Here is a 26,897-nt window from a genome sequence, read left to right on the forward strand (position 1 = left end):
ATGGACTTCACACCCACGGAGGAGCAGGGCGCGGCCCAGGAGCTGGCGGCACGGATCTTCGGCGATCTCGCCACGCACGAGCGGCTCGCGTCGGCCGGCACGGGTACGGACGGTGAGCTGTGGAAGGCCCTGTGCGCGGCCGGCCTGCCCGGGGCCGTCGAGGAGATCGGGCTGGTCGGCCTCGTGCTGCTCGCGGAGGAGCAGGGGTGGGTGACGGCGCAGGTGCCGTTCGCCGCGAGCTGCGTGTTCGGCCTCCTCGCCGTCGCCCGGCACGGTACCGACGAGCAGCGGGCGCGGCTGCTGCCGGACCTCCGGGACGGTACGGCGGTGGCGACCGGAGCCTTCCCGCCCACCGGACACGTACGGGCCGGAGCGGACGGCCTGCTCACGGGGACGGTGGCGTGGGTGCCCTGGCTCAGGGACGCCACGCACGTCCTCGTACCCGATCAGGAAGCGGCGCTCTGGCTCGTGCCTGTGCCCGCGTCCGGGGCCGGGGCAGGGTCCACGTCCGGGGCCGGGTCCACGGCGGCGGGGGCGGCCGTGGGAGCCGCGGTCGCGGTGGAGCCCGTCGAGCTCACCGCGCCCTGGGCGGCCGGGCGGCTCGTCCTCGACGGCGCGCGCGGGGAGCGCATCGGGGATAGGGATGCGTGCGCGGACGTCCTGACGATGGCCAGGATCGTGTTCGCGGGGCTCCAGGCCGGCGTATGCGCCGGGTCGCTCGCCCGGGCCGTGGCGTACACCTCGGTACGGGAGCAGTTCGGCCGGCCTCTCTCCACCCACCAGGCCGTCCAGCTCCGGGCCGCCGACGCCCACATGGACACCGAGGCGATCAGAGTGACCGCCTACGAGGCCGCCTGGCGCCACGACGAGGGCCTGCCGGCCGAGGAACACGCGCTGACCGCCGCCTGGTGGGCCTCGGAGGCGGGGAAGCGGGTCGTGCACGCGGGTCAGCACCTGCACGGCGGCATGGGAGCCGATCTGGACCACCCCGTCCACCGGCACTTCCTCTGGGGCCGCCAGCTCGACGCGTACCTCGGCTGCGGCACCGAACTCCTCGCCGAACTGGGCGACCTGATCGCGAAGGAAGAGCCCTCATGAAGCCCACGAAGCCCACGAGGCCCATGGAGCCCACGAGGCCAACGAAGGCCATGGAGCCCGTGCAGTCCGTGCAGCCCGGGTACGCCTTGGCGCCGCTGGTCGTCCCGATCACCCGCACCCTGATCGTCGCCGGGGCGGTCGCCTCCCGCGATTACCAGGACGTGCACCACGACGCCGAACTGGCCAGGGCGAAGGGTTCCCCCGACATCTTCATGAACATCCTGACGACCAACGGCCTGGTGGGGCGGTACATCACCGACCGACTCGGCCCGGGCGCGGTGTTGCGCAAGGTCGCGATACGGCTCGGCGCGCCCAACTACCCCGGAGACACGATGACGTTGACCGGGACGGTCACCGAGGTCGACGGTGTCACGGCGCAGGTGCGGGTGGTCGGCGCCAACGGGCTCGGCCACCACGTCACCGGCACGGTGACGGTCACCCTGCCGGAGGTGGGGGCATGAGCCTCCGTAAGCGCGACCTGCTCGGGGGCCGGGCCGCCGTCGCGGGGATCGGCGCGACCGAGTTCTCCAAGGACTCGGGCCGCAGCGAGCTCAAACTGGCCGTGGAGGCGGTGGGCGCGGCCCTCGACGACGCCGGTCTCACCCCCGCGGACGTCGACGGCATGGTCACCTTCACCATGGACACCAACCCGGAGATCACCGTCGCCCAGGCGGTCGGCATCGGCGAGCTGTCCTTCTTCTCCCGGGTCCACTACGGAGGCGGCGCCGCCTGCGCCACGGTCCAGCAGGCCGCCCTCGCCGTCGCCACCGGGGTCGCCGAAGTCGTCGTCTGCTACCGCGCGTTCAACGAACGCTCGGGGCGCCGCTTCGGCTCGGGGGTCCAGCAGCGCGAGCCCTCCGCCGAGGGCGCCGCGCTGGGCTGGCAGCTGCCGTTCGGGCTGCTCACCCCGGCGTCCTGGGTCGCGATGATCGCCCAGCGGTACCTCCACACGTACGGTCTGACGCCGGACGCGTTCGGGCACGTCGCCGTCACGGACCGCCGGTGGGCGGCCACCAACCCCGCCGCGTACTTCCACGGCAAACCGATCACCCTGGCCGATCACGCGGCCTCGCGCTGGATCGTCGAGCCGCTCCGGCTTCTCGACTGCTGCCAGGAGACCGACGGCGGCCAGGCGATCGTCGTCACTTCCGCCGAGCGCGCCCGCGACCTGCGCCACCCACCCGCTGTGATCGTCGCCGCCGCCCAGGGGGCCGGCCGCGCCCAGGAGGCGATGACCAGCTTCTATCGCGACGAGCTGACCGGCCTGCCCGAGATGGGAGTGGTCGCCAGGCAGCTGTGGCAGACCTCCGGACTCGCGCCCGGTGACATCGACGTCGGCATCCTCTACGACCACTTCACCCCGTTCGTACTCATGCAGCTGGAGGAGTTCGGGTTCTGCGGACCGGGGGAGGCGGCCGACTTCGTCGCGGCGGACGCCCTTCCGCTGAACACGCACGGCGGGCAGCTGGGGGAGGCGTACCTCCACGGGATGAACGGCATCGCCGAGGCCGTACGCCAGGTGCGGGGCACCGCGGTGAACCAGATACCGGGCGCCGCCAGGACGCTGGTCACGGCGGGCACCGGGGTCCCGACCTCGGGACTGATCCTGGCGGCGGACGAGCCCTGACCCCGGTGGGGGCTGGTGGCGGACGGCCGGTGGGTGGGGGCGGGCCGGGACGGGCGGACCCCTACTGGGGCGTCGCCCGCCCTCCACCTTCAGGAGGTCCAGCAGTCCCTACCCCTACAACCTGAGGGGGAGTGCGGTTCGGGACCTGGGGCCGATCCGTCGCCAGGTGCCCGCTCCTAGCGTGGAGTCATGACTCCGCCACCTTCCGGCCCCGTCTGCGTCGGCGCCTCCACGGCCGCCGCCGGCTACCCGTCGTTCTCGTCCTACGTACGGGCTCGGGGGCCCGTGCTGCTCCGTACCGCCCGCTCGCTGACCGCGAACCCGTCGGACGCCGAGGACCTGCTGCAGACCGCGCTGACCAAGACGTTCGTCGCCTGGGAGCGGATCGAGGACCATCGCGCCCTGGACGGCTACGTCCGGCGCGCGCTGCTGAACACCCGTACGTCCCAGTGGCGCAAGCGCAAGGTCGACGAGTTCGCGTGCGAGGAGCTGCCGGAGCCGACCGGGCTGCCCGAGCCCGACCCGGCCGAGCGGCAGGTGCTGCACGACGCCATGTGGCGTGCGGTGATGAAGCTCCCCGACCGCCAGCGCGCGATGGTCGTCCTGCGGTACTACGAGGACCTCAGCGAGGCCCAGACGGCCGAGGTGCTCGGGGTCTCGATCGGCACGGTCAAGAGCGCGGTCTCGCGCGCCCTCGGCAAGCTCCGCGAGGACCCGGAGCTGGCCCCGGTGCGGTGACCGTGTGGTGACCGTGCGGCGAATCCTGCGGTGACGGTCCTCGCCGGGCCCTCGCCGGGTCCTCGCCGGGTCGCCGGGCCCTCGCCGGGCGTCGTCCGCCGGGCGCCCGCCCGCCTCTGCCAGTGATCGCTGGCAATTTACGTACTCCCGGGTAGTGACATACCGCGTGGTATGTGCGCAGAATCTGCACACCCCTACCACTGCCACGTAGCGCCCACCGGGAGGACGCCGTGCTGAGCACCATGCAGGACGTACAGCTGACTGTGAGCCGCATCCTGAACCACGGGATGACGATCCACGGGAAGTCCGTCATCACCACCTGGACCGGGGAGCCCGAGCCGCACCGTCAGACCTTCGCGGAGACGGGCGCACGCGCGACCCAGCTGGCGAACGCCCTGCGCGACGAGCTCGGAGTCACCGGCGACCAGCGTGTCGCGACACTCATGTGGAACAACGCCCAGCATGTCGAGGCGTACTTCGCGATCCCCTCCATGGGCGCGGTCCTGCACACCCTCAACCTGCGGCTTCCCCCGGAGCAGTTGGTCTTCATCGTCAACCACGCCGTCGACCGGGTCGTCATCGTCAACGGCACGCTGCTCCCGCTCCTCGCCCCGCTCCTCCCGCACCTGCCGACCATCGAGCACATCGTGGTCGCGGGCCCCGGCGACCGTTCCGTCCTCGACGGCGTGACGCCCCGCGTGCACGACTACGAAGAGCTGATCGCGGGCCGCCCCACCACCTTCGACTGGCCCGAGCTCGACGAGCGTTCGGCCGCCGCCATGTGCTACACCTCCGGCACCACCGGCGACCCCAAGGGTGTCGTCTACTCCCACCGCTCGATCTACCTGCACTCCATGCAGGTCAACATGGCCGAGTCGATGGGTCTGACGGACCGTGACACGACGCTCGTCGTCGTCCCGCAGTTCCACGTCAACGCCTGGGGCCTGCCGCACGCCACGTTCATGACCGGCATCAACATGCTCATGCCGGACCGCTTCCTCCAGCCCGCCCCGCTCGCCGACATGATCGAGCGCGAGAAGCCGAGCCACGCCGCCGCCGTCCCCACCATCTGGCAGGGCCTGCTCGCCGAGGTCACCGCCAACCCCCGCGACCTCTCCTCCATGCGGCAGGTCACCATCGGCGGCGCCGCCTGTCCGCCCTCCCTCATGGAGGCGTACGACCGGCTCGGCGTCCGCCTCTTCCATGCCTGGGGCATGACGGAGACCTCCCCGCTCGGCACGATGGCCCACCCGCCGGCCGGTCTGTCCGCCGAGGAGGAGTGGCCGTACCGCATCACGCAGGGCCGCTTCCCCGCGGGCGTCGAGGCCCGCCTGGTCGGCCCCGCCGGCGAACGGCTGCCCTGGGACGGCGAGTCGGCCGGTGAGCTGGAGGTGCGCGGTACCTGGATCGCGGGCGCGTACTTCGGTGGGATCGACGGCGAGCCGGACCGTCCGGCCGACAAGTTCAGCGAGGACGGCTGGCTGAAGACCGGCGACGTCGGCGTGATCAGCCCGGACGGCTACCTCACCCTCACCGACCGTGCCAAGGACGTCATCAAGTCCGGCGGCGAGTGGATCTCGTCGGTCGAGCTGGAGAACGCGATCATGGCGCACCCCGAGGTCGCCGAAGCGGCCGTCGTCGCCGTCCCGGACGAGAAGTGGGGCGAGCGCCCGTTGGCGACCGTCGTCCTCAAGGAGGGTTCGACGGCGACGTACGAGTCGCTCAAGGAGTTCCTCGCCGAGTCGATCGCCAAGTGGCAGCTGCCGGAGCGCTGGGCCCTGGTCCCGGCGGTGCCGAAGACGAGCGTCGGCAAGTTCGACAAGAAGGTGATCCGCAGGCAGTACGCGGACGGCGAGCTGGCCGTCTCCGAGGTGTAGTACCGACGCGCGAGCACCCATGGAGCGAGAAGGGGAGCGGCCCACCGGCCGCTCCCCTTCTCGTACGTGCTGCTCCCGTACGTGCTGCTCCCGTACGTGCTGCTCCCGTATGTGGTGCTCCCGTACGTGGTGCCTCTCGGCGGCGAGGGCCGCTCAGTTGGTGCCGATCTTCGCCAGCAGGTCGACGATCCGGGACTGGACCTCCGCGCTCGTCGACCGCTCGGCCAGGAAGAGGACGGTCTCGCCCGACGACAGCTTCGGCAGCTCCTCCTCGTCGAGGCCGGTGGAGGTGTAGACGACGAGCGGGGTGTGGTTCAGCTGCCCGTTCGCGCGCAGCCAGTCGATGATCCCGGCCCGGCGGCGGCGCACCTGCATCAGGTCCATCACCACCAGGTTCGGCCGGATCTGCGTGGCCAGCGTGACCGCGTCGGTGTCCGCGGACGCCCGCGCCACCTGCATTCCGCGCCGCTCCAGGGTCGCGGCGAGCGCCTGCGCGATGTCCTCGTTCTCCTCGATGAGCAGCACGCGCGACGGGTGCTGCTCGCTGTCGCGGGGCGCCAGCGCCTTGAGGAGTACGGCGGGATCGGCGCCGTACGCCGCCTCCCGGGTCGCCTGCCCGAGACCGGCCGCCAGCAGGACGGGCACCTCGGCGGCGACGGCGGCCTGGCGGAGGGACTGGAGCGCGGTACGGGTGATCGGCCCGGTCAGCGGGTCGACGAAGAGCGCGGCCGGGAAGGCGGCGATCTGGGCGTCGACCTCCTCGCGGGAGTGGACGATCACGGGACGGTAGCCCCGGTCGCTCAGCGCCTGCTGGGTCTGGACGTCCGGGGCGGGCCAGACGAGGAGCCGACGCGGGTTGTCCAGGGGCTCAGGGGGCAGCTCGTCGTCGACGGGCCGGGGCGGCGGCTGGTTGGAGACCTCGACCGCGCCGCCGGGACCGTCGAGCGGCTCGGGGCCTTCGGCGGAGCCCTCGGCGGGGGCTCCTATCGCGTACGCGCGCCCTTCGGGCGCCGCCGGGGCGAGCTTCGGCTGCGGGTGCGGCTTGGCCGCGGGCTCCGCGGAGGACGCCTCGACCACGGCCGCGGGCGTGCGGTCGCCCTCGGGCGGGGTGGCCAGCTTGCGGCGCCGTCCGGAGCCGTTGGCGGTGCCGGTCGAGCCGTTCTGGCTGGTCTGGCCGTTCTGGCTGGTCTGGCCGTTCGGCTGGACGCCTGCCTGCTGGGCGAACGGCACCCCCTGTCCGAGCGTCCGCACGCTGAACGCCCGCCCGCCCAGCGACGCGTCCTTCGGCGGAGCGGCCGGAGCGGCCGGAGCGACCGAGGCGACCGGGGCAAGTGCGGCGGCCGCGGCGGGCGCGGGCATCTCCGGCGGCAGCGGCACGGATCCCGTACCCGTACCGGTACTGGTAGCCGCAGGGGTGTCCTGGGACGCGTTCGGGTTGCGGCGGCGGCCGGTCGGTTCGGGCAGCGGGTGGGGCTGCGGCGGGGTGTGGTCGGCCTCGGGCTCGGACCGTACGGCGTCGTGGCGCCCCTCGTCGTCCACGGGCAGCGGCATGGGCGCGGGCATCGGCGCCGAAGCGGGCATCGGCATCGCCATGGGCATCGGCATCGGCGTGGACGCCTGGGGCTCCGGGGCGCGGTCGGCCTCGGCCGGTGGCAGGGCGAACGGCGTACGCGGACCGGCCTCGGCGGCGGTGTTCCGCTCCTGGGCCGCCAGTGCGCGGCGGGCGCGCCGCCCGGTGGGCTGCTGGGCCGCGTCCTCGCCACCCGTCGCGGCGGGCAGGGCCCGGGCGAGGGCGGGAGCCTCGGCGGGGGCGCCCTGAGCCGGTACCGGTACACCCTGCGGGGGCACGGCGTCGCCGAGCGCGGCCCGGCCCTGGGCACCCTCCGACGCGGTCACCACGGCGCCCTCGGCGGGCCGCCCGCGCCGACGCCCGGTCGGTTCGAGGGCGGCGGGCGCGCCGGCGTTCTGCGCGGGGATCAGTTCGGCGGGGCCGGCCGCGGCCTCCTCCGTACGCCCACGGCGCCGCCCGGTCGGTTCGACGGCCGCACCCGTACCGGCGGCGGGCGTGGCATCCGCTCCCCCGCCCATCGGGCTCGCCAGGAACGCGTCCGTGGAGGCACGCCGGGCGCGGCGCCGTCCGCCGCCGTTGGTGTCCGAGGCCTGCGCGGGCAGCGCGAGCGCGCCCCCGTCGGCGGAGGCGGGAGTCTCCGAAGCAGCCGGAGACGGAGCCGGAGAGGGAGCCTGAGCGGGCGAGGTGGGCGAGGTGGGCGAGGCGGGCGAGGCGGGCGAGGCGGGCGAGGCGGGCGAGGCGGGCGGGGCGGGCGGAGGCGTGATCGTGCCCTTGCCGGCGCCGAGCGGCACCTCCAGGACGTACGCGATGCCGCTCATCCCCGGCACCTCGTGCGTCTGCACGACGCCGTCGTGGGCGCCGACGATGCCGCGCACGATGGGCTGGTGGACCGGGTCGCCACCGGCGTACGGCCCCCGGACCTCGATGCGGACGACGTCACCGCGCTGCGCGGCGGCGACCACGATCGTCGAGTCGGTGTACCCGGCACCCGGTACGACCCGGGCCTTGCCGGTCGAGTCGACCCCGGCGACGTCCGCGACGAGATGCGCGAGCGCGGTCGCGAGGCGACCCGCGTCCACCTCGGCCTCGATCGGCGGGGCGTGCACGGCGAACTGGACGCGGCCGGGCCCGATGAGTTCCACGGCCCCGTCGACGCCTGCCGTGACGACCCCGTCGAGGAGGACGACGGACTTGGTGAGCGACTCCGCACCGGAGTTCAGCCGCTGGTAGCCGAGGACGTTGTCGACGAGGGTGGTCATCCGGGCGTAGCCGGCGGCCAGGTGGTGCAGGAGCTGGTTGGCCTCGGGCCACAGCTGCCCGGCGTCGTCGGCGGCGAGGGAGGACAGCTCCGTACGCAGCTCCTCCAGCGGCCCGCGCAGGGACTCGCCGAGGACGGCCGTCAGCTGCTCGTTGCGGGCGGTGAGGGATTCGTACCGGGCGGCCAGGGACTCGTACCGCTCCTTCTCGTCCTTCGCCCGTTCCTCGTGGCTCTGCTTCAGCTCGGCGAGTTCGGCGGCGTGCTGCTCGGTGAGCGTGGTGAGGGCGCTCGTGTGCTCGTCGGTGAGCTGCTCGTACGGCCTGCGGTCGGTGAAGGTCATCACCGCGCCGACGAGCTGGTCGCCGTCGCGTACCGGCGCGGTGGTGAGGTCGACCGGTACCTGGGAGCCGTTCTTCGCCCACAGCACCTGCCCACGGACCCGGTGCTTGCGCCCGGACTTGAGGGTGTCGGCGAGCGGGGAGCCCTCGTACGGGAACGGCTCGCCGTCCGCGCGCGAGTGCAGGATCAGCGTGTGCAGCTCCTTGCCGCCGAGGTCGCTGGCGCGGTAGCCGAGGATCTGCGCGGCGGCGGGGTTGACGAGGACGATCCGCCCGTCGGTGTCGGTGCCGACGACGCCCTCGGCGGCCGCGCGCAGGATCATCTCGGTCTGGCGCTGGGAGCGGGCGAGTTCGGCCTCGGTGTCGAGCGTGCCGGTGAGGTCGCGGACGACGAGCATGAGCAGCTCGTCGCCGGTGTAGGAGGTGTACGAGTCGTAGGCCTCGCGGCCGTCCTCCAGGCTGGCGCTGGTCACCTCGACCGCGAACTCGCCGCCGTCGGTCCTGCGGGCGATCATCCGGGTGGGCTTCGTCCGGCCGTGCTCGTCGGCGCCCTCGGGGCGCCGCATGGAGCCGGGGATCAGCCGCGAGTCGAACTCGGGGAGCAGGTCGAGCAGCCCGCGCCCGACCAGTGCGGTGCCGGGGGTCTCGAACATGCCGAGGGCGATGGTGTTGGCGTTGACGACCGTGCCGTTGCAGTTGACGAGCACGAGGCCGTCGGGGAGGGCGTCAAGTATGGCTGCGAGGCGAGCAGCGCCTCGGGATGGCCTGCTGCTCACGACGACGCTTCCTCCCTGACCCACTGCACCTTGCTCACTGCGCCTTGCTCACTGCGCTCTGCCCGGCCGGCGGCCGGCCCGCCCCATCTTGCCCGTCGGGCCGCAGCCTGTCACTGAGGGGAGTCTAAGGGCAGGCCCGGCGGGCTCGGGGGACGGTTGCATGCCCGGGGCAACATCCGAACGGCATCCTCACGTCATCCCCGCACGTGGGAGAGGCGGGGCAGCACGGGCGTGAGGTTGTCCCACCGCTCGATCTCGCAGCCGTCGGCGCGCGAGAAACGGGCGTCGACGGTACGTCCCCGCCATTCGCCGGTGATGCGCGCGACGGCGTCGCCGCCGTGCTGGAGGGAGCAGATCCGGTCCTTCGCCACGGGCGCGAACGGGTCCGCCCCCGCCTCGGCGTGCTCGGCCAGCCGTGTGCAGGCCCCGGTGGCGGCGGGGTGGTCCCCGCCGGCCTTGTCCCCGCACTCGAGGCGGAAGGTGCCGTCGGCGCTCCGGTGCCCGCTCTTGGAGATGGTCACGGTGAGCGCGTCGGACGGCGAGGAGAGCAGGGGCAGGGGCGGCAGGGGCCCGAGCGCACCGGCGCCGGCGGCGGAGGTGACGAGGGAGGCGAGGACGAGACGTCGCAGCATGGGAACTCCAGGGGTCGGGCGTGCGAGCCGGGCGGGCCGTGGCCCGCACCCTCTAACGCTCCGTACGGCCGTACGTTGCGCAAGCGGGGTGGGCCGACGGGGGTCGACGGGCTTTGCTCTCCGCCCCGGAGGACTAGTACGGTGAGAAGCGATTGGTGACAGCAGGCTTGCCTGTGTCATCATCTGCACGCACCACTCGCGCCCGCGCGAAGGTGCGGATGGAGGCGTCGCCTAGTCCGGTCTATGGCGCCGCACTGCTAATGCGGTTTGGGCCTTAAAGCCCATCGAGGGTTCAAATCCCTCCGCCTCCGCACCACCCCCGAAGCCCCGGCCCACACGGCCGGGGCTTCGGCCGTTCCCGACCCCGGCGACATGCCCGCTTCCGCGCCCGCTTCCCTGCCCGGTTCCGCACCCGCTTCCGCGCTCACGCCCCCGTCAGCGCCCCGCCCGCCGCGCACCCCGCAGATCACCCAAGATGGCCCAGGATCACGTTTCCGCAGGTCAGAGGGGGTGTGGCTAATGGATTTCGCGCTACGCCGCAGGTCATGTAATGTTGTCCACGCAACGCCGACCGGCAAGAAAAAAGCCGAGAAGCACAAGCACTCGTAGCTTAACGGATAGAGCATCTGACTACGGATCAGAAGGTTGCAGGTTCGAATCCTGCCGAGTGCACAGCAGGTGAGAGGCCCGGACGAGAGTCCGGGCCTCTTGCGTTTCCGGGCCGTACAGCAGCGAAGTACAGCAACCGCGCTGATTGTGGGTGCACCTTGGGACAGGGACGCTGACGCGGACGCGGTCCCGGACCAAGTTTCTGATCCGGGACCGGGCCCCTGCGGTGATTGAGTGAGAGCTCGGAGGCGCCGCTGCGCTCTCACGTCTTCGCGGTTCCGAAGCTAGAACCGTCCGCGGATCTGCTTACCCGTTGCACTCTCAGAGTGGTTCAGCGCGTCGTAGACCTTGTGGCCGGAGTCGCGTGCACCGCCGGCCCAAGACACGGTGCCCCGGTCGGTTACCTTGGCGGCGATACCGCTCCAGTACTTCGCCTCGCGCTCCCACTGGATGCCCTCCAGCAGGCGCTCCAGGGTGACGCCCTCGGGCAGGGGGTCCGTGCTCCAGGACATGGCCCGATTCATGGTCGCGCCAAGGCCGGCCACGACGGCAGGGGCGGTGACAGCAGTCTTGGCGTGGAAGAGTGCGGCGTTCTCCTGCAGGAATGTCCCCACCGTCTCCATGACCTCGCGCTGGACGACGAGCTTGTCCGGGCGGTCGCCGTTGGAGTCAGCGGGGATGTCCTCGTGCTCGATGCCGGTCGACGCGGCGTGGATGCCCGCCTTACCGAGCATGGCCGTGGAAATGAGGGTCCTCAGCACCGACAGCGTCATCCACTCCGGAGCCTTGTCCGACACCTGACGCTTGCCGGTAAGGATCAGGCTGGACAGCGGGACCGTGGTCTCGTCGACCACGACCTTCAGTGACTCCATCAGCTTGCGCGTCACAGTGGTGCCGAAGTCGCGACCATCCATGGACATGGCCAGGGACTTGTCGACCGGAACGCCCTTCAGGTTGCGGTCGTGGAAGATCTGGCGAGCGGCGATGGTGCTGATGCCATGGAAGATCTCGAACGACAGCGGGATCGCGCCGAAGTCGAAGTCTTCCTCCAGCTCGAACGCAGCCGGGTTCTTCTTGATCCGGTGCCAGGCGGTGACCTGGGTCTCGCTGTCGAGAGCGTAGAGGCCGTCCTTGATCGGCAGGGCCGATGAGCCCTCCTCGGAGATGACCAGAGGGCGCGGCGACCACAGGGTGATCTGCGGCAGCGACCAGCCGTCGCCGTAGTCCCCCCGCAGGCCGGCCGCAATGTAGTCGGCGTACTCGCCGACGTTCTTGGCCTTCTTGCTGCCCGCCGTGCCGATGAGGCGCTGGATCTCGGCACGCGTGCGGGCGTATTCGCTCACCGGCTGGCCGGCCTTCTGGGCGCGCTTGGTCGCGTCCTCGACCTCCTGAGGGTCGTTGACGATGGCGAGCAGGTTCTCGCAGTCGATGACGCCATTCGCCATAACCCCCTTACGGATCTCCCGGAGGTCGACAGGCAGGCCGGTGGTCACCGGCTTCAGGGACTTGGGAACAGCCATGAGTTCTCCCCCTCGTTGGGCGTCGCCGTGACGCATCGTCACGCCGGAGGACGCTACCGGACGGGTCGTCAGGAATGCAACTGAGGTGTCGAGATTCGCCTGATGGCATTCGCCGCAGTACGTGATTGCTGATCTGCGGTGAAGATTTCTCGCCTGAACGCGACTGCGGTTAGCGTTTGTGCGCTAGATGGTTCGTCCGCGGAAGCGGCAGCTACCCATCGGAGGTGTCCTCCCTTGCAAGGTCGGCTGGGAGTGTGATCCTGCGGGGCTGACTTCGTGCCCCGTCTGACATCGGAAGCTGACATCAACAGGCGGGGGGCGTGGGCGCGGAGGCGGTCCGGGATGTCCTGCCAGCCGGGCGTGATGAAGGGCCCCCAGCGCTTCACCCGACCGGGCCGGGAGACGGGCCCGGGCACGGTTCCGGTGGTGCGCGCCTCGTTCGGGTGAACGTCCTCTCATTCCATGACAATTGAATATGCCATCGGCCTAGCGTCCCTGGTGGAGGTGGTGCTCGGTGGAGGAGCAGAGGTATGTGGGTGGGGGCTCGGAGGGGGAGTCGGACGCGATCGACATCGGGGACTTCGTGCTCGCCGCCACCGGTGCGCGGGTGCGGAGGCTGACGATGCCGGACGGGACGCACTGGTTTCCCGCCGTCGATGCCGCCGGGCAGTTGGGGTACGTCAACACGCGGCAGGCGGTGCTCGTCCATGTGGCGGCGGGACGGCAGCGGGTGCTCGGTGAGCTGGTGCGCGAGGTGCGCGGGGACGAGGTCGCGCGGGTGCTCGCGGGGAGCGGGCTGCGCAAGTCGATGAAGATGCTCGACCTCCAGGGGCTCGTCCAGCTCGTCATCGCCGGCACCAAGCCCGCCTGCGCACCCTTCAAGGCCTGGGTCTCCGAAGTCGTCGCCTGCATCCAGCGCGACGGTTCGTACGGCCTCGAACCCTCGACCGCGCACTGGGGGTACGTCATGCCACCCCAGCTCGTCGACATCGTCGTACGCGCCGAGACGGACGCCGGGTTCCACCACGTTCCCGTCCAGCGTTCACGGCACGCCGTTTCGCCGCAGGAGCTCCTCGACTCCTGGCAGGCCGACCACCGCGCGGTCACCGGTGACGTGCGGGCCGTCGCCGCCTGCCTCGCCCCCGCCCTCGTCCGCGGCGGCGCCCGCTACCGCCTGGAGGACATCGCCCGGCGCACCGGGCTCGCCGTGGAGCGCGTACGGGACTGCGTCGGGCTGCTCGTCGAGCGCGGGTGCGTCCGCGAGAGCGCCGTCTCCGCCGACGGGGCGCGGATCTATCTGCTGCCGTAGGAGGTTGCGTACGGGGGCGGGACCGCCACCACCTGGTCCGCGTCCTCGTACACGATCCGGCCCGGCGCACGGGTCTCCAGGCGTACGCAGGGGATCCCGTGCGCCGACAGGATCTCCAGGTACGGGACCACCCGCGCCAGCAGGCCCGTCGCCGTGGCGCGGAACCAGGCCGCCGCCCCCGGGTTCAGCGCCGGGTCGTAGACCGTCGGGTCGACCGTCGTCGGGTTCGTGACGTGGGTGTCGTACCAGTCGTTCGACGCCCGCCACACCGCGTGCTGCGACGCCGACAGTCTGCCCTCCCGCGCCAGGCCGTTCGTCAGGGCGAAGACGCCCGGGAAATGGCCCCGCCCGCTTCTCGTCGGGGACTGGAAACGGATGTAGCCGGACTCGGGGAGACTGGGGGGACTGGAGGGCGCAGACACCTTCATCAGACTAGGACGGACGGGGACTGCGCGTGGTGTGGCGGTGTGCCGGGATGCGGTGGAGTGGTGGTGTGCCCGCGCTGCGCTGGGAGGGCGGGCGGGTGTCCACGCTCGCTCACGGCCAGGCGGTCGCCTTCCGCGCCGTCGGGCCCCGGCTCTGCCCCGGCGCCCGCGCCAACCCCTGTCCGCTCGCCGCGACCGTCCCCGCCCGCGCCGGCGGCGGCCAGTGCCCCGAGTGCGCGCGGCTCGACCGGGCCCACTCGGTCGCCGCCGACACCCTCGCCGACGACCCCCGCCCGTACCGCGTCTACCTCGCCTGGTTCGGGCCCGGCATGACCAAGGTCGGGATCACCGCCGAGGAGCGCGGCGACGCCCGCCTCCTGGAGCAGGGCGCCGTCGCCTTCAGCTGGCTCGGGCGCGGGCCGCTCATGGCCGCCCGGCGGACCGAGGAACTGCTGCGGCACGCCCTGAAGGTGCCGGACCGGATTCCGTACGACCGTAAGCGCGCCGTGCGGCACCGGCTGCCGGGACCCGACGCGCGCCGCCGCGAGATCGAGGAGCTGTACGGGCGGGCCACCGCCCTCGCCACCTGGACCGAGACCCTGGAACCGCTGGAGTTCCGGGCGTACGACCACGGTGACGTCTTCGGGATCGACGGGCTTCCTCCGCTCACCGGCACCGTCACCGAACTCGTCGACGGCGGGGTCGTCGCCGGCCGCCTCCTCGCCGCCGCCGGGCCCGACCTGCACCTCCTCGACGTCGCCGGCCGCTGCCTCGCGCTCGACACCCGGCTCGTGCGGGGGTGGGCGCTCGTGACGCCGAGTACGCCCACGGCCCCCGTCACGGTTCCGGTGAGGCCGGTGCGGAGCGTGGACCTCGATGTGCAGGACAGCCTGTTCCCGTCCTGACCGCCGCCTCGTGCTCATGACCCCCGGGAGTAAAGACTTGGATCCCTTCCGGCGGCCCTTATGGACACGCCCACCCCGCCCGGCGGAGGGTGATCCACATGACCCCGAACCTGGTGGCGGGCCTTGAACCGCCTTACTACACCGCTGTCTTCACCTCGGTCCGTCCCGACGCCGCCGAGCTGGAGGGGTACGCCGAGACCAGTGACCGTATGCAGGAGATCGTCGCCGGACTCCCCGGCTTCCTCGGCTACGAGTCCGCCCGCACCCCCGGCGGCATCGGCATCACCGTCGCGTACTTCCGCGACCTGCCCTCCCTCGACGCCTGGCGGGACAACGCCGAGCACCTCGCCGCGAAGCGGCGCGGCCGGGAGCAGTGGTACGAGAGCTACAGCGTCCACATCGGGAAGGTCGAGCGGAGTTACGGCTTTGCGCGCTGAGGAGCCGGCAGGGGAGGAGGGTGAGGCCGCTGCGGAGGGTGAGGCCGCACCGGAGGGCGGGAGCCCGCGGGAGGGCGAGGGCCCGCGGGAGTTCGCCGCGCGGCTCGGGATTCCCGGGTTCGTCGACGTGCACACCCACTTCATGCCCCAGAACGTCCTCGACAAGGTCTGGGCCTACTTCGACGCCGTCGGTCCGCTGACCGGCGTGGAGTGGCCCATCACCTACCGCGAGGAGGAGGACCGCCGCGTCGCGCTCCTCCGGGAGTTCGGGGTCCTCGCCTTCACCTCGATGCTCTATCCGCACAAGGCCGGCATGGCGGAATGGCTCAACAGCTGGGCCGCCGCCTTCGCCGCCCGTACGCCCGACTGCCTGCACACCGCCACCCTCTACGCCGAACCCGGCGCGACCGCGTACGTCGCTCGGGCCCTCGAATCCGGCGCCCGGGTCTTCAAGGTGCACCTCCAGGTCGGCGGGTTCGATCCCAATGAGGCTGTGCTCGACGAGAGCTGGGGGGCTCTTGCCGATGCCCGCGTGCCCGTCGTCGTGCACTGCGGCTCCGGGCCCGTCCCCGGCAAGTTCACCGGGCCCGGGACGATGGGGCAGCTTCTCGCCCGGCACCCCCGGCTGCGGGTGATCGTCGCGCACATGGGGATGCCCGAGTACGCCGACTTCCTCGACCTCGCCGAGCGGTACGACGGCGTCCACCTGGACACCACCATGGCCTTCACCGACTTCAGTGAACGCCTCGCGCCCTTCCCCGTCGCCGAACTGCCCCGGCTGCGCGAGCTGCGGGACCGCATCCTCCTCGGCACCGACTTCCCCAACATCCCCTACCCCTACGTCCACCAGCTCCACGCCCTCGAACGCCTCGGCCTCGGCGACGACTGGCTGCGGCGGGTGCTGTACGGGAACGGCGCCGCGCTCCTCCGCCTGCCGTAGGCCGCGGCGCTTTCTCAGGGAATTCACAGGGAACGAAAAGGGAGATCTCAGTACGCCCCTCCAGCGTGGTCCCATGACCTCCGCGACCAAGCCCCAGGGGCGTACCGACATGCTCCGGCCCGACGGTTCCGCCGTCCGCGTCCTCGTCGTCGACGACGAGGCCTCGCTCGCCGAGCTGCTCTCCATGGCCCTGCGCTACGAGGGCTGGCAGGTCGACAGCGCGGGCGACGGCGCCTCGGCGCTGCGCGCGGCCCGGGCCTTCCGGCCCGACGCCGTGGTCCTCGACGTCATGCTCCCCGACATGGACGGGCTCTCCCTCCTCGGCCGGCTCCGGCGCGATCAGCCGGACGTCCCGGTGCTCTTCCTGACCGCCAAGGACGCCGTCGAGGACCGGATCGCCGGGCTCACGGCAGGCGGCGACGACTACGTCACCAAGCCGTTCAGCCTGGAGGAGGTCGTGGCGCGGCTGCGCGGGCTCATCCGGCGGTCCGGAGCCGCCCAGGCGCGCAGCGAGTCGGTGCTCGCCGTCGGGGACCTGACCCTGGACGAGGACAGCCACGAGGTCACGCGCGGCGGCGAATCGATCCACCTCACCGCGACCGAGTTCGAGCTGCTCCGCTATCTGATGCGCAACCCGCGTCGCGTGCTCAGCAAGGCGCAGATCCTCGACCGGGTGTGGTCGTACGACTTCGGCGGTCAGGCCAACGTCGTCGAGCTGTACATCTCCTACCTCCGCCGGAAGATCGACGCCGGCCGCCCGCCCATGATCCACACCCGGCGCGGGGCCGGCTATCTGATCAAGCCGGGGGAGTAGGACCGCCCCATGCTCCGCTCGCCCCGGTCCCGGCCGCCCCGGTCCTGGCCCCCTCGGAGGCGGCCGCTTCGGACGTGGTCGCTCCGTACCCGGCTCGTCGTCTCCGCCGTCACCCTGATCGCGATCGTCGCCGCCGTCATCGGGACGGTCACGACGATAGCGTTCCGGTCGTACCTCTACGACCAGGCCGACGACCAGCTGCGGAACGTCGCCAACCGCGCCCAGGGGCCACCGCCCTCGATGCGTCTCTCCGGCGACCCGGGCGCCCGCGATCCGCTCGCCTTCGTCCTCGGGCCCGGCGCCCCGCTGGGCACGGTCGGCGCGGTGGTCGGGGAGGGCGGCGGCCTCGGCTCGGCCGACCGGTCAGTGGAGGTCGAGCAGGCCGGCTACGGGCCGGAGACCACCATCCGTCCGCTCGACGAGGCGCAGCGCGCCGCGCTCGCCGGGGCGTCCCGCGACGGCCGGCCGCACACTGTCGAGCTGCCGGGTCTGGGCGACTACCGGGTCTCGTACGTCTCGGGTGTCGACTCCGACGTCCTCGTCGGGCTGCCGCTCGAACAGCTCCAGGGGTCGATCTCCACCCTGATCCTCGTCACGGTGAGCGTCACCGGCGCCGGTCTCGTCGCCGCCTCGCTCGCCGGGAGCGCGGTCGTCGGGATCGCGCTGCGCCCGCTCCGGAGGGTCGCCGCGACCGCCACCCAGGTCTCCGAACTGCCCCTCCACAGCGGTGAACCCGCGCTCCACCACCGGGTTCCCGAGGCCGATCCGCGGACCGAGGTCGGACAGGTCGGCGCGGCCATCAACCGGATGCTCGACCACGTCCACGGGGCGCTCCACGCGCGCCAGCAGAGCGAGACGCGGGTACGGCAGTTCGTCGCCGACGCCAGCCACGAGCTGCGCACCCCGCTGGCCTCGATCCGCGGCTACGCGGAGCTGACCCGGCGCGGCCGCGAGGAGTGCGGGCCCGACACCCGGCACGCGCTCGGCCGGATCGAGTCCGAGGCGACCCGGATGACGGGGCTCGTCGAGGACCTGCTGCTGCTCGCCCGGCTGGACGCCGGACGCCCGCTCTCGCACGAGCCCACGGATCTCGCGCCGCTGGTCGTGGACGCCCTCTCCGACGCCCGCGTGGCCGGCCAGGACCACAAGTGGCGGCTCGAACTGCCCGAAGGGACGGACCGGACCGGGGGTGCGGTGACCGTACGAGGGGACGGCGCGCGGCTCCACCAGGTGCTGCTCAACCTCCTCGGCAACGCCCGTACCCACACCCCGCCCGGCACGACCGTGACCGCCCGCGTGCGCGCCGAGGGGGACGCCTGGGCGCGCGTCGAGGTCGAGGACGACGGGCCCGGCATCCCGCCCGAGCTGCTGCCCTCGGTCTTCGAACGGTTCGCGCGCGGCGACGCCGCCAGGACCCGCCACGGGCGCGGCGACGGCGCGAGCAGCACCGGGCTCGGCCTCGCCATCGTCCGCGCGGTGGCGGTGGCGCACGGCGGGGACGTCGAGGTCAGCAGCCGGCCGGGCCGGACCGTCTTCGTCGTACGGCTGCCGCGCGAGCCCCAGGTCCCTTCGGGCGGCACCCAGGGCATCTCGGGCGCCACCCAGGTCCCTTCGGGCGGCGTCGCCCAGGGCATCTCGGGCGCCACCCAGGGCCTTTCGGGCGGCGCTCCCCGGTAGCCCGGTGCCCCCGGCGCCGACTCACAGCCGGGCCACAGGTCCATCACACAGCCGTGACAGCCGCCCTGGCGAGGGTCTGTGCCATGCGAACCCAAACGATCGCGGACCCCGCCCCGGGCGCGGACACCCTGCCCGCCCGGGAGCATCTCCCCGCCCACGAGCACCTCCCCGTCGGAGCGTCCGGGCGTCCCGTCCTCGACGTGGTCGTCCCCGTCTACAACGAGGAGAAGGACCTGGAGCCGTGCGTCCTGCGGCTCCACGACCACCTCACTCGCACCTTCCCGTACGGCTTCCGCGTCACGATCGCCGACAACGCCTCCACCGACCGGACCCCCGAGGTGGCGGCCGCCCTCGCGGACAAGCTGCCGGAGGTGCGGTCCGTACGGCTGGAGCAGAAGGGGCGCGGCCGGGCGCTGCGCACGGTCTGGTCGCGGTCGGACGCGCCCGTCCTCGCCTACATGGACGTGGACCTGTCCACCGACCTCAACGCGCTCCTCCCGCTCGTCGCGCCGCTCATCTCGGGCCACTCCGACCTCGCGATCGGCTCCCGGCTCGCCCGCTCCTCGCGGGTCGTGCGCGGGCCGAAGCGCGAGTTCATCTCGCGCGCCTACAACCTGATCCTGCGCGGCTCGCTCGCCGCCCGGTTCTCCGACGCGCAGTGCGGGTTCAAGGCCATCCGGGGCGAGGTCGCCGAACGGCTGCTGCCGCTGGTCGAGGACACCGGCTGGTTCTTCGACACCGAGATGCTCGTCCTCGCCGAGCGCGCCGGGCTGCGGATCCACGAGGTGCCCGTCGACTGGGTCGACGACCCCGACTCCACCGTCCACATCGTGAAGACGGCGACCGACGACCTGAAGGGCGTCTGGCGGGTCGGCCGGGCGCTCGCCACCGGCTCCCTGCCGCTCGACCGGCTCGCCCGCCCCTTCGGCGACGACCCGCGCGACCGCCGGCTGACCGGTGTACCGGGCGGACTGGCCCGGCAGCTCGTCGGCTTCTGCGTGGTCGGCGCCCTGTCCACGCTCTTCTACCTGGCGCTGTACTCGGCCTTCCGGCTCGGCGTCGGCCCCCAACTCGCCAACGCCGCCGCCCTGCTGGTGTCCGCCGTCGCCAACACGGCCGCCAACCGCCGCCTCACCTTCGGCGTACGGGGCCGGGACCGGGCCGTCCGCCACCAGGCGCAGGGGCTCGTCGTCTTCGGCATCGGCCTCGCCCTGACGAGCGGCTCCCTCGCCGCGCTCGGCGCGGCCACCGGCGACCCGGCGCACTCCACCGAACTCGCCGTCCTGATCGTCGCCAACCTCGCCGCGACCGTCCTGCGCTTCCTCCTCTTCCGGCTCTGGGTCTTCCCGGACGCCGCCGCCTCCTCAAGGAACACCCGATGACCACGGCCACGCCCCTCCCCGCCCCTGCCGAGGCGCCTTCCGGCGGCCGGCTCGCGCGCCTCCCCCACCGCCTCTGGCGCGGCAGGGCCGAGGACGCGCCCTGGGTACGCCCCGCGTTCCTGGCCCTCCTCCTCGTCACCACCGCGCTCTATCTCTGGAACCTGAGCGCCTCCGGCTACGCCAACTCCTTCTACTCCGCCGCCGTCCAGGCGGGCAGCGAGAGCTGGAAGGCCTTCTTCTTCGGCTCGCTCGACGCGGCCAACGCCATCACCGTCGACAAGCCGCCGGCCGCGCTCTGGCCGATGGCCCTGTCCGTGCGCCTCTTCGGGCTCGGTTCCTGGCAGATCCTGCTGCCGGAGGTGCTGATGGGGGTGGCGACGGTCGCCGTCCTGTACGCGGCGGTACGGCGCCGGTTCGGTGCGGGCGCCGGGCTGATCGCGGGCGCGGTCCTCGCGCTCACCCCGGTCGCGGCGCTGATGTTCCGCTTCAACAACCCGGACGCGCTGCTGGCGCTGCTGATGACGGTCGCCGTGTACTGCGTCCTGCGTGCCCTGGAGGACGCGAAGAGCGGGACGAAGTGGCTGGTGTGGGCCGGGGTCGCGTTCGGTCTCGCGTTCCTCGCCAAGACGCTCCAGGCGTTCCTGATCCTGCCGCCGCTCGCGGTCGTGTACGCGGTGTGCGCGCCGGCCGGGTTCGGTCGCCGGATGGGCCAACTGGCGCTCGCCGGGCTCGCGATGATCGTCTCCGCCGGTTGGTGGGTGGCGCTGGTCGAGCTCTGGCCGACCGGCTCCCGCCCGTACATCGGCGGCTCGCAGAACAACAGCTTCCTCGAGCTCACCTTCGGCTACAACGGCCTCGGCCGGATCAACGGCAACGAGGTCGGCAGCGTGGGCGGCGGGGGTCGCGGTGGCGGTCCCGGCGGCGGCGGTGGCGGCGGCTGGGGCGAGACCGGCATCGGGCGAATGTTCAACGACGCCGTCGGCGGCCAGATCTCCTGGCTGCTGCCCGCCGCGCTGATCCTGCTGGTGGCAGGTCTCGTCGTCACCTGGCGCTCGTCCCGTACGGACACGGCCAGGTCCGCGTTCCTGGTCTGGGGCGGTTCGCTGCTGATCACGCTGGCCGTGTTCAGCTTCATGGCCGGCATCTTCCACGAGTACTACACGGTGGCCCTCGCCCCGTACGTCGCCGCCCTGGTCGGCATGGGCGTGAGCGTCCTGTGGGAGGAGCGCGGCCGATTCCTCGCCTCCGCCGCGCTCGCGGTGACCGTCGCGGCGACGGCCGTCTGGGCGTACGTGCTGCTTGGCCGGACGCCCGACTGGCTGCCGTGGCTGCGCTGGACGGTCCTGGTCGCGGGTTCGCTCGCCGCGCTCGGCCTCCTGCTCGCCGGGCGGCTCGACCGGCGCGTGGGGCTCGGGCTCGCGGGCCTCGGGCTCGCGGCGGGGCTCGCGGGACCGTTCGCGTACACCCTGGAGACGCTGAGCACCGGCCACCAGGGCTCGATCGTGACCGCGGGGCCCGCGGGCGGGCGTGGCATGGGTCCGGGTGGCATGGGGATGGGCGGTCGGATGCCGGGCGGCGACGACGACGGCATGCGCAGGGACGGCGGGCGCGGCATGGGCCAGGGCCAGGGGCAGGGGCAGGGCCAGGGTCAGCCCGGGGGCACTCCGCCGCAGGGCACGGGCCAGTTCCCCGGCGGTACCCCGCCGCAGGGCCAGATGCCCGGCGGCACGGGCCAGTTCCCCACCCCGCCGCAGGGCGCCATGGAGCGCGGTGGCCCGGGAGGATTCGGCGGAGGCGGCATGGGCGGTCTCCTCAACGGAGCCTCGGTGGGCGCGAAGGCCAAGGCCGCGCTCCTCGCCGACGCCGACGACTACACCTGGGTCGCGGCCGCCATCGGCGCGCAGAACGCCGCCAGTTACCAGCTCGCGACCGAGAAGCCGGTGATGGCCATCGGCGGCTTCAACGGCAGCGACCCGTCCCCGACGCTCGCGCAGTTCAAGCAGTACGTGGCCCAGGGCAGGATCCACTACTTCATCGCCGGAGGCGGCATGGGCGGCGGCTCGGAAGGCGGTACGGGCGGAGGCGGTATGGGCGGTGGCTCGGAGATCTCCAGCTGGGTCTCGGCCACCTTCGAGGAGGTCACCGTCGACGGCGCCACGCTCTACGACCTCACGACCCCCAAGGAGTAGCCCGGAAATAACCGCTATACGGCGTACGAGAAACCCTTGTACGGTGTACGAGTCCAGCCCCCGTACACCGTACAAGGAGTGCCGCCCATGACGGCGACGACGACCACCGAGTCCTCACCCCCCGCCGCCACCGGCGGCCATCCGCAGCGCTGGCTGATCCTCGGCGTCATCTGCCTGGCCCAGCTCACCGTGCTGCTCGACAACACCGTCCTCGGCGTCGCCATCCCCTCGCTGACCTCGGAGCTCCACGCCTCCACCAGCGACATCCAGTGGATGATCAACGCCTACTCGCTCGTCCAGTCCGGCCTGCTGCTCACCGCCGGCAACGCGGCCGACCGCTACGGCCGCAAGAAGCTCCTCGCCCTCGGCCTCGCCCTCTTCGGCCTCGGCTCGCTCGCCGCCGGACTCGCCGAGTCCACCGGCCAGTTGATCGCCGCCCGGGCCGGCATGGGCGTCGGCGGCGCGCTGCTCATGACCACCACGCTCGCCGTCGTCATGCAGATCTTCGACGACTCCGAGCGGGTCAAGGCCATCGCCCTCTGGTCCACCGTCAGCTCGCTCGGCTTCGCCGCGGGACCGCTGATCGGCGGGGTCATCCTCAACCACTACTGGTGGGGAATGATCTTCCTCATCAACATCCCGGTGGCGCTCATCGGTCTCGTCGCCGTCCTCAAGCTCGTACCGGAGTCGAAGAACCCGCAGGGCGAGCGCCCCGACCTGCTCGGCGCGCTGCTCTCCACCATCGGCATGGTGGCGGTCGTGTACGCGATCATCACCGGCCCCGAGCACGGCTGGACCTCGGCGGAGGTGCTGGTCCCGGCCGCCATCGGCGTCCTGGTCCTCGGTGCCTTCGCGCTCTGGGAGCTGCGCATCCCGTACCCCATGCTCGACATGCACTTCTTCCGGAACCAGAAGTTCATCGGTGCCATCGGCGGTTCGCTGCTCGTCGTCTTCGGCATGGGCGGCTCGCTCTTCCTCCTCACCCAGCACCTGCAGTTCGTCCTCGGCTACGAGCCGCTCGAAGCCGGTCTGCGGATGGCCCCGCTGGCCCTGACCATCGTCGGCCTCAACCTGACCGGCCTCGGCCCGCGCCTCGTCATGAAGATCGGCACCCCGCTCGCGGTCCTGCTCGGCATGACGCTGGTCTCCGGCGGACTGCTGTCGATCGCCGTGCTCGGCGGCGGTACGGACGGCAGCTACTGGGGCATGCTGCTCGGCCTCGTCCTGATGGGCGCGGGCATCGCGGTCTCCTCCCCGGCCATGGCCAACGCGATCATGAGCGCCATCCCGCCGGAGAAGGCGGGCGTCGGTGCCGGGATCAACGGCACCCTCGCCGAGTTCGGCAACGGCCTGGGCGTCGCCGTCCTCGGCGCCGTCCTCAACGCCCGGTTCGCGGCGCTCGTCGCCGTCACCGCGACCTCGCTGCCCGCGGCGCTCGCGGCGGCGGGCAGCGACACCGAGCGGGCTCAGATCAGCGACGCCTTCGCCTCGGGGCTGCAGACCAGCCAGCTGGTCGGCGCGATCTCCGTCTTCGCCGGCGGTCTGCTGGCGGCGGCGCTGCTGAAGCGGGCCGAGCGCTCGGAGAGCAGGGCGGAGAGCAAGGCGCAGGGCTCGGAGATGAAGGCGGCGGCTGAATAGCATGGGGACGAAAGACGCGGTGACGGGCCGCTGAACGTGAGCACACGGAGGAACGCGATGGTCAAGGCCGCCGACCGGGCCAAGAACCCGGCGCGTTCCAGCGTGTGGCTCGAACAGCGCACCCCGCGCACCGGAGGCGGCCCGGCCGGCCTCGACCGCGAACGGATCGTCACGACCGCGATCCGGATGCTGGACGAGGAGGGCCTGGCCGGCCTCTCCATGCGCAAGCTGGCGACCGAACTGGGCGTCACGGCCATGTCCCTGTACTGGTACGTGGACACCAAGGACGACATCATCGAGTTCGCCGTCGACTCCGTGTACGGCGAGATCGACCTCGCCGCGGTCGCCGCCGCCGGGGAGTGGCAGGACCGGATCCGCGTCCTCGCCCTGGACTACCGGCGGATGCTGGTGCGCCACCCGTGGATGTCGCCGATCGCAGGCCAGTACCTGAACATCGGCCCGCACGCCATCGCCGTCGGATCCAAGATCCAGGAGGCGGTCCAGGACACCGGCCTGACCCTCGACCGGCAGCCGAGTGCCATGTCGGCCATCTTCCAGTTCGTGTACGGGTACGGGACGATGGAGTCCCAGTTCGCGCGGCGGGCGGACGAGGCGGGCATGTCGCAGGACGACTTCTACGGTGAGGCGATCAACGCCTTCCGCGACGACCCGAAGTTCGTCGAGGCGCTCGAACCGATGGCGGAGCTGCTGGACGAGCGGGCCTCGCACGGCAGCGTCAGCGCGATCTGGGACCGCGACTTCGACTACGCCCTGGACGTGCTGGTCGCGGGCATCGAGGTCATGGTCGCGCGGGAAGCCGGGACGAGTCCCGAGGCTCGGAGCAGCTGAGGACCCGAGGTTCGGAGCAGCTGAGGAAATGACGGAGCGGCGGGCCGTCCCCTGCCCGCCGCTCCGTACCCGACCCGGCCGCGCCTCCGCTCGGAGCGCGGCCGGGAGTCTTTCAGCCTTCCTTCGCCGTCGTCGTGGTGTTGCTCTTCAGGGCGACCTCCTTGATGAAGAGCGTCACCACGAAGGCGAGCAGCGCGAACGGCGCCGAGTAGAGGAAGACGTCCGCGACACCGTGCCCGTACGCGCTCTCCATGACGGTGCGGATCGGGGCCGGCAGCTTGTCCATGTCCGGGATCGCGCCGGAGCCCGCCCCGCCGCCCTGGCCCATGGCCGCCGCGGCCTTGGGGCCGAGTTCGGCCATGCCTTCCTTGACGTAGTCGGTGACCCGGTGGGCCATGACCGCGCCGAGCGCCGAGACACCGACCGCACCGCCGAGGGAGCGGAAGAAGGTGACGACGGAGGAGGCGGCGCCGAGGTCGGAGGGGGCCACCTGGTTCTGCGTGCAGAGGACCAGGTTCTGCATCATCATGCCGAGGCCGAGGCCGAGGACCGCCATGAAGAGCGCGATGTGCCAGTACTCCGTGTCGTAACGGATGGTGCCGAGCAGTCCGAGCCCGCCGGCGGCCAGGGCGCCACCGCTGACCAGCCACGCCTTCCAGCGGCCGGTCTTGGTGATGACCATGCCGGAGACGGTCGAGGAGACGAACAGGCCCGCGATCATCGGGATGGTCAGGACGCCGGACATCGTCGGCGACTCGTTCCGGGCCAGCTGGAAGTACTGGCTGAAGAAGACCGTGCCGGCGAACATCGCGACGCCCACGAAGAGCGAGGCGAGCGAGGCGAGGGTGATGGTCCGGTTGCGGAAGAGGCGCAGCGGGATGATCGGCTCGCTGGCCCTGGACTCGATGAGGAGGAAGAGCGCGCCGAGGAGGACGGAACCGCCGACCATGGCGGCCGTCTGCCAGGACATCCAGTCGTACTTGTCGCCCGCGAAGGTCACCCAGATGAGGATCAGGGACACGGCGGCGCTGATCATGAACGCGCCCGCCCAGTCGACCTTGACCTCGCGCTTCACGACCGGGAGCTTCAGGGTCCGCTGGAGGACCAGGAGCGCGATGATCGCGAACGGCACGCCGACGTAGAAGCACCAGCGCCAGCCGAGCCAGTCGGTGTCGGTGATGACGCCGCCGAGCAGCGGGCCGCCGACGGTGGCGACGGCGAAGGTGGCGCCGAGGTAGCCGCTGTACCGGCCGCGCTCACGCGGGGCGATCATCGCGGCGAGGATGATCTGGGAGAGCGCGGTCAGACCGCCGACGCCGATGCCCTGGACGACACGGCAGGCGATGAGCATGCCGGTGTTCTGGGAGAGACCGGCGACGACCGAGCCGGCGACGTAGATGACCAGGGCTATCTGGACCAGCAGCTTCTTGGAGAAGAGGTCCGCGAGCTTGCCCCAGAGGGGGGTGGTCGCGGTCATCGACAGCAGCGCGGCGGTGACGACCCAGGTGTACGCGGACTGGCCGCCGCCGAGGTCCTTGATGATCTCCGGCAGGGCGTTGGAGACGATCGTCGAGGACAGGATGGCGACGAACATGCCGAGCAGCAGCCCGGAGAGCGCCTCCATGATCTGGCGGTGCGACATGGGCGCACCGCCGGTGGAGTGGCCGCCCGCCTGCGTCGGCGGGGCTGGCGTGGTCGTGGCCATGAACGTCCTTTGCTCTTACGGCGCTGTGCGGCGCTTACGCGTGGTGGGCCCGGCAGTCGCCGAAGGAGTCGCGGAGACGGGCGAGGAGGTCGGTGAGGAGTTCGACGTCGTCGTCGGACCAGTCCGCGAGGTTGCGGGTGAGCATCGCGGTCAGCCTGCGGTCGAGTTCGTCGAGCTTCGCCCTGCCCTCGGCGGTGAGGTGCAGGATCCGGGAGCGTTTGTCGGCGGGGTCGGGAAGCCGTTCGACCCAGCCGCGCTCGACGGTGTGGGAGACGTGCCGGCTGCTGACGGACATGTCGACGGCCATCCGCTCCGAGATCCGGCTCATCCGCATGTCCCCGTCGTGCTTGAGGAGGGCGAGGACGATGGCGGATCCGCTGGGGCAGTCGGCGGGCAGGGACCGGGCCATGCCGCGCTTGACGGCGCCGATGGCGCTCACCTGGCGGGCGAGGTTCTCGTACCGGTTCGGCTTGTCCACCACACGACCCCACATGACGTCACGCATCTTGTTGCTTAGGGCAACGATAGAGATGGATGGTTGCTTCAGGCAAACTAAATCGGTCAAACCGCGCTAAAGAATCGGC

General features: G+C 72.1%; 21 protein-coding genes and 2 tRNA genes. 17 read left to right on the forward strand and 6 right to left on the reverse strand.

Going from position 1 to position 26,897, the window contains the following annotated elements; all coding sequences use genetic code 11:
• The 5 genes from AB0E14_RS10805 to AB0E14_RS10825 all read left to right on the forward strand — a co-directional run bounded on the left by AB0E14_RS10805 (position 1) and on the right by AB0E14_RS10825 (position 5,340).
• Entirely contained in the window at positions 1 to 1,098 is a 1,098-nt protein-coding gene (locus tag AB0E14_RS10805) for an acyl-CoA dehydrogenase family protein (protein ID WP_362414769.1), read from the forward strand.
• A gap of 50 nt (positions 1,099 to 1,148) precedes the next feature.
• On the forward strand, positions 1,149 to 1,559 hold the full coding sequence (locus AB0E14_RS10810; RefSeq protein ID WP_362414850.1) for a MaoC/PaaZ C-terminal domain-containing protein: 411 nt from the start codon (positions 1,149 to 1,151) through the stop codon (positions 1,557 to 1,559).
• A complete protein-coding gene (locus tag AB0E14_RS10815; RefSeq protein WP_362414772.1) occupies positions 1,556 to 2,725 on the forward strand; it encodes a lipid-transfer protein in 1,170 nt (389 codons plus the stop codon). Before AB0E14_RS10810 ends, AB0E14_RS10815 begins: the two co-directional genes overlap by 4 nt.
• Positions 2,726 to 2,914: 189 nt before the next feature.
• Positions 2,915 to 3,463: a SigE family RNA polymerase sigma factor gene (locus tag AB0E14_RS10820; RefSeq protein ID WP_362414774.1), complete on the forward strand. Its 549-nt coding sequence runs from the start codon at positions 2,915 to 2,917 to the stop codon at positions 3,461 to 3,463.
• A 230-nt stretch (positions 3,464 to 3,693) separates the two neighbouring features.
• On the forward strand, positions 3,694 to 5,340 hold the full coding sequence (locus AB0E14_RS10825; protein WP_362414776.1) for a long-chain fatty acid--CoA ligase: 1,647 nt from the start codon (positions 3,694 to 3,696) through the stop codon (positions 5,338 to 5,340).
• A gap of 153 nt (positions 5,341 to 5,493) precedes the next feature.
• On the opposite strand, the gene AB0E14_RS10830 is transcribed toward AB0E14_RS10825, so the two are convergent.
• Positions 5,494 to 9,282 (reverse strand): PAS domain-containing protein, encoded by a 3,789-nt coding sequence (locus AB0E14_RS10830; RefSeq protein ID WP_362414778.1) that lies wholly within the window; start codon positions 9,280 to 9,282, stop codon positions 5,494 to 5,496.
• Between the two features lie 194 nt (positions 9,283 to 9,476).
• Entirely contained in the window at positions 9,477 to 9,914 is a 438-nt protein-coding gene (locus AB0E14_RS10835; protein WP_362414780.1) for an SSI family serine proteinase inhibitor, read from the reverse strand.
• A 220-nt stretch (positions 9,915 to 10,134) separates the two neighbouring features.
• On the opposite strand from AB0E14_RS10835, the gene AB0E14_RS10840 reads away from it, so the two are divergent.
• Both AB0E14_RS10840 and AB0E14_RS10845 read left to right on the forward strand, forming a co-directional pair.
• A tRNA-Ser gene (locus AB0E14_RS10840) sits at positions 10,135 to 10,225 on the forward strand.
• Positions 10,226 to 10,513: 288 nt separating this feature from the next.
• Positions 10,514 to 10,586, forward strand: a tRNA-Arg gene (locus AB0E14_RS10845).
• A 221-nt stretch (positions 10,587 to 10,807) separates the two neighbouring features.
• Here the strand turns inward: AB0E14_RS10845 and AB0E14_RS10850 are convergent.
• Entirely contained in the window at positions 10,808 to 12,043 is a 1,236-nt protein-coding gene (locus AB0E14_RS10850; protein WP_362414782.1) for a DNA sulfur modification protein DndB, read from the reverse strand.
• A gap of 514 nt (positions 12,044 to 12,557) precedes the next feature.
• Here AB0E14_RS10850 and AB0E14_RS10855 point away from each other — a divergent pair.
• Positions 12,558 to 13,352 carry a Bro-N domain-containing protein gene (locus AB0E14_RS10855; RefSeq protein WP_362414784.1) on the forward strand — a complete coding sequence of 265 codons (795 nt, stop codon included), beginning with the start codon at positions 12,558 to 12,560 and terminating at the stop codon, positions 13,350 to 13,352.
• On the opposite strand, the gene AB0E14_RS10860 is transcribed toward AB0E14_RS10855, so the two are convergent.
• Entirely contained in the window at positions 13,337 to 13,774 is a 438-nt protein-coding gene (locus AB0E14_RS10860; protein WP_362414786.1) for a hypothetical protein, read from the reverse strand. The two genes, AB0E14_RS10855 and AB0E14_RS10860, sit on opposite strands and share 16 nt — an antisense overlap.
• Positions 13,775 to 13,827: 53 nt before the next feature.
• On the opposite strand from AB0E14_RS10860, the gene AB0E14_RS10865 reads away from it, so the two are divergent.
• From AB0E14_RS10865 to AB0E14_RS10905, 9 genes are all read left to right on the forward strand, one after another.
• Entirely contained in the window at positions 13,828 to 14,682 is an 855-nt protein-coding gene (locus AB0E14_RS10865; RefSeq protein WP_362414788.1) for a DUF2797 domain-containing protein, read from the forward strand.
• A 98-nt stretch (positions 14,683 to 14,780) separates the two neighbouring features.
• Positions 14,781 to 15,119 carry an antibiotic biosynthesis monooxygenase gene (locus AB0E14_RS10870; protein ID WP_362414790.1) on the forward strand — a complete coding sequence of 113 codons (339 nt, stop codon included), beginning with the start codon at positions 14,781 to 14,783 and terminating at the stop codon, positions 15,117 to 15,119.
• 109 nt (positions 15,120 to 15,228) lie between these two features.
• Complete coding sequence (locus AB0E14_RS10875) at positions 15,229 to 16,059, forward strand: amidohydrolase family protein (protein ID WP_362414852.1); 831 nt, start codon at positions 15,229 to 15,231, stop codon at positions 16,057 to 16,059.
• Between the two features lie 73 nt (positions 16,060 to 16,132).
• A complete protein-coding gene (locus AB0E14_RS10880; protein ID WP_362414792.1) occupies positions 16,133 to 16,873 on the forward strand; it encodes a response regulator transcription factor in 741 nt (246 codons plus the stop codon).
• A 9-nt stretch (positions 16,874 to 16,882) separates the two neighbouring features.
• Complete coding sequence (locus tag AB0E14_RS10885) at positions 16,883 to 18,550, forward strand: HAMP domain-containing sensor histidine kinase (RefSeq protein WP_362414794.1); 1,668 nt, start codon at positions 16,883 to 16,885, stop codon at positions 18,548 to 18,550.
• Positions 18,551 to 18,633: 83 nt separating this feature from the next.
• Positions 18,634 to 19,932 carry a bifunctional glycosyltransferase family 2/GtrA family protein gene (locus AB0E14_RS10890; protein ID WP_362414796.1) on the forward strand — a complete coding sequence of 433 codons (1,299 nt, stop codon included), beginning with the start codon at positions 18,634 to 18,636 and terminating at the stop codon, positions 19,930 to 19,932.
• Positions 19,929 to 22,121, forward strand: a complete 2,193-nt coding sequence (locus AB0E14_RS10895; RefSeq protein ID WP_362414798.1) for a glycosyltransferase family 39 protein — start codon at positions 19,929 to 19,931, stop codon at positions 22,119 to 22,121. The genes AB0E14_RS10890 and AB0E14_RS10895 overlap by 4 nt, the downstream gene beginning before the upstream one ends.
• An 87-nt stretch (positions 22,122 to 22,208) precedes the next feature.
• Positions 22,209 to 23,759: an MFS transporter gene (locus AB0E14_RS10900; protein WP_362414800.1), complete on the forward strand. Its 1,551-nt coding sequence runs from the start codon at positions 22,209 to 22,211 to the stop codon at positions 23,757 to 23,759.
• A 57-nt stretch (positions 23,760 to 23,816) separates the two neighbouring features.
• Positions 23,817 to 24,608, forward strand: a complete 792-nt coding sequence (locus AB0E14_RS10905) for a TetR/AcrR family transcriptional regulator C-terminal domain-containing protein (RefSeq protein ID WP_362414854.1) — start codon at positions 23,817 to 23,819, stop codon at positions 24,606 to 24,608.
• Positions 24,609 to 24,720: 112 nt separating this feature from the next.
• Here AB0E14_RS10905 and AB0E14_RS10910 read toward each other — a convergent pair whose 3' ends face one another.
• Positions 24,721 to 26,313: an MDR family MFS transporter gene (locus AB0E14_RS10910; protein WP_362414802.1), complete on the reverse strand. Its 1,593-nt coding sequence runs from the start codon at positions 26,311 to 26,313 to the stop codon at positions 24,721 to 24,723.
• A 34-nt stretch (positions 26,314 to 26,347) separates the two neighbouring features.
• On the reverse strand, positions 26,348 to 26,791 hold the full coding sequence (locus tag AB0E14_RS10915; RefSeq protein ID WP_362414856.1) for a MarR family winged helix-turn-helix transcriptional regulator: 444 nt from the start codon (positions 26,789 to 26,791) through the stop codon (positions 26,348 to 26,350).
• Positions 26,792 to 26,897 lie beyond the last annotated feature (106 nt).

The organism is Streptomyces sp. NPDC047981, from assembly GCF_040653315.1.
Classification (GTDB): Bacteria; Actinomycetota; Actinomycetes; order Streptomycetales; family Streptomycetaceae; genus Streptomyces.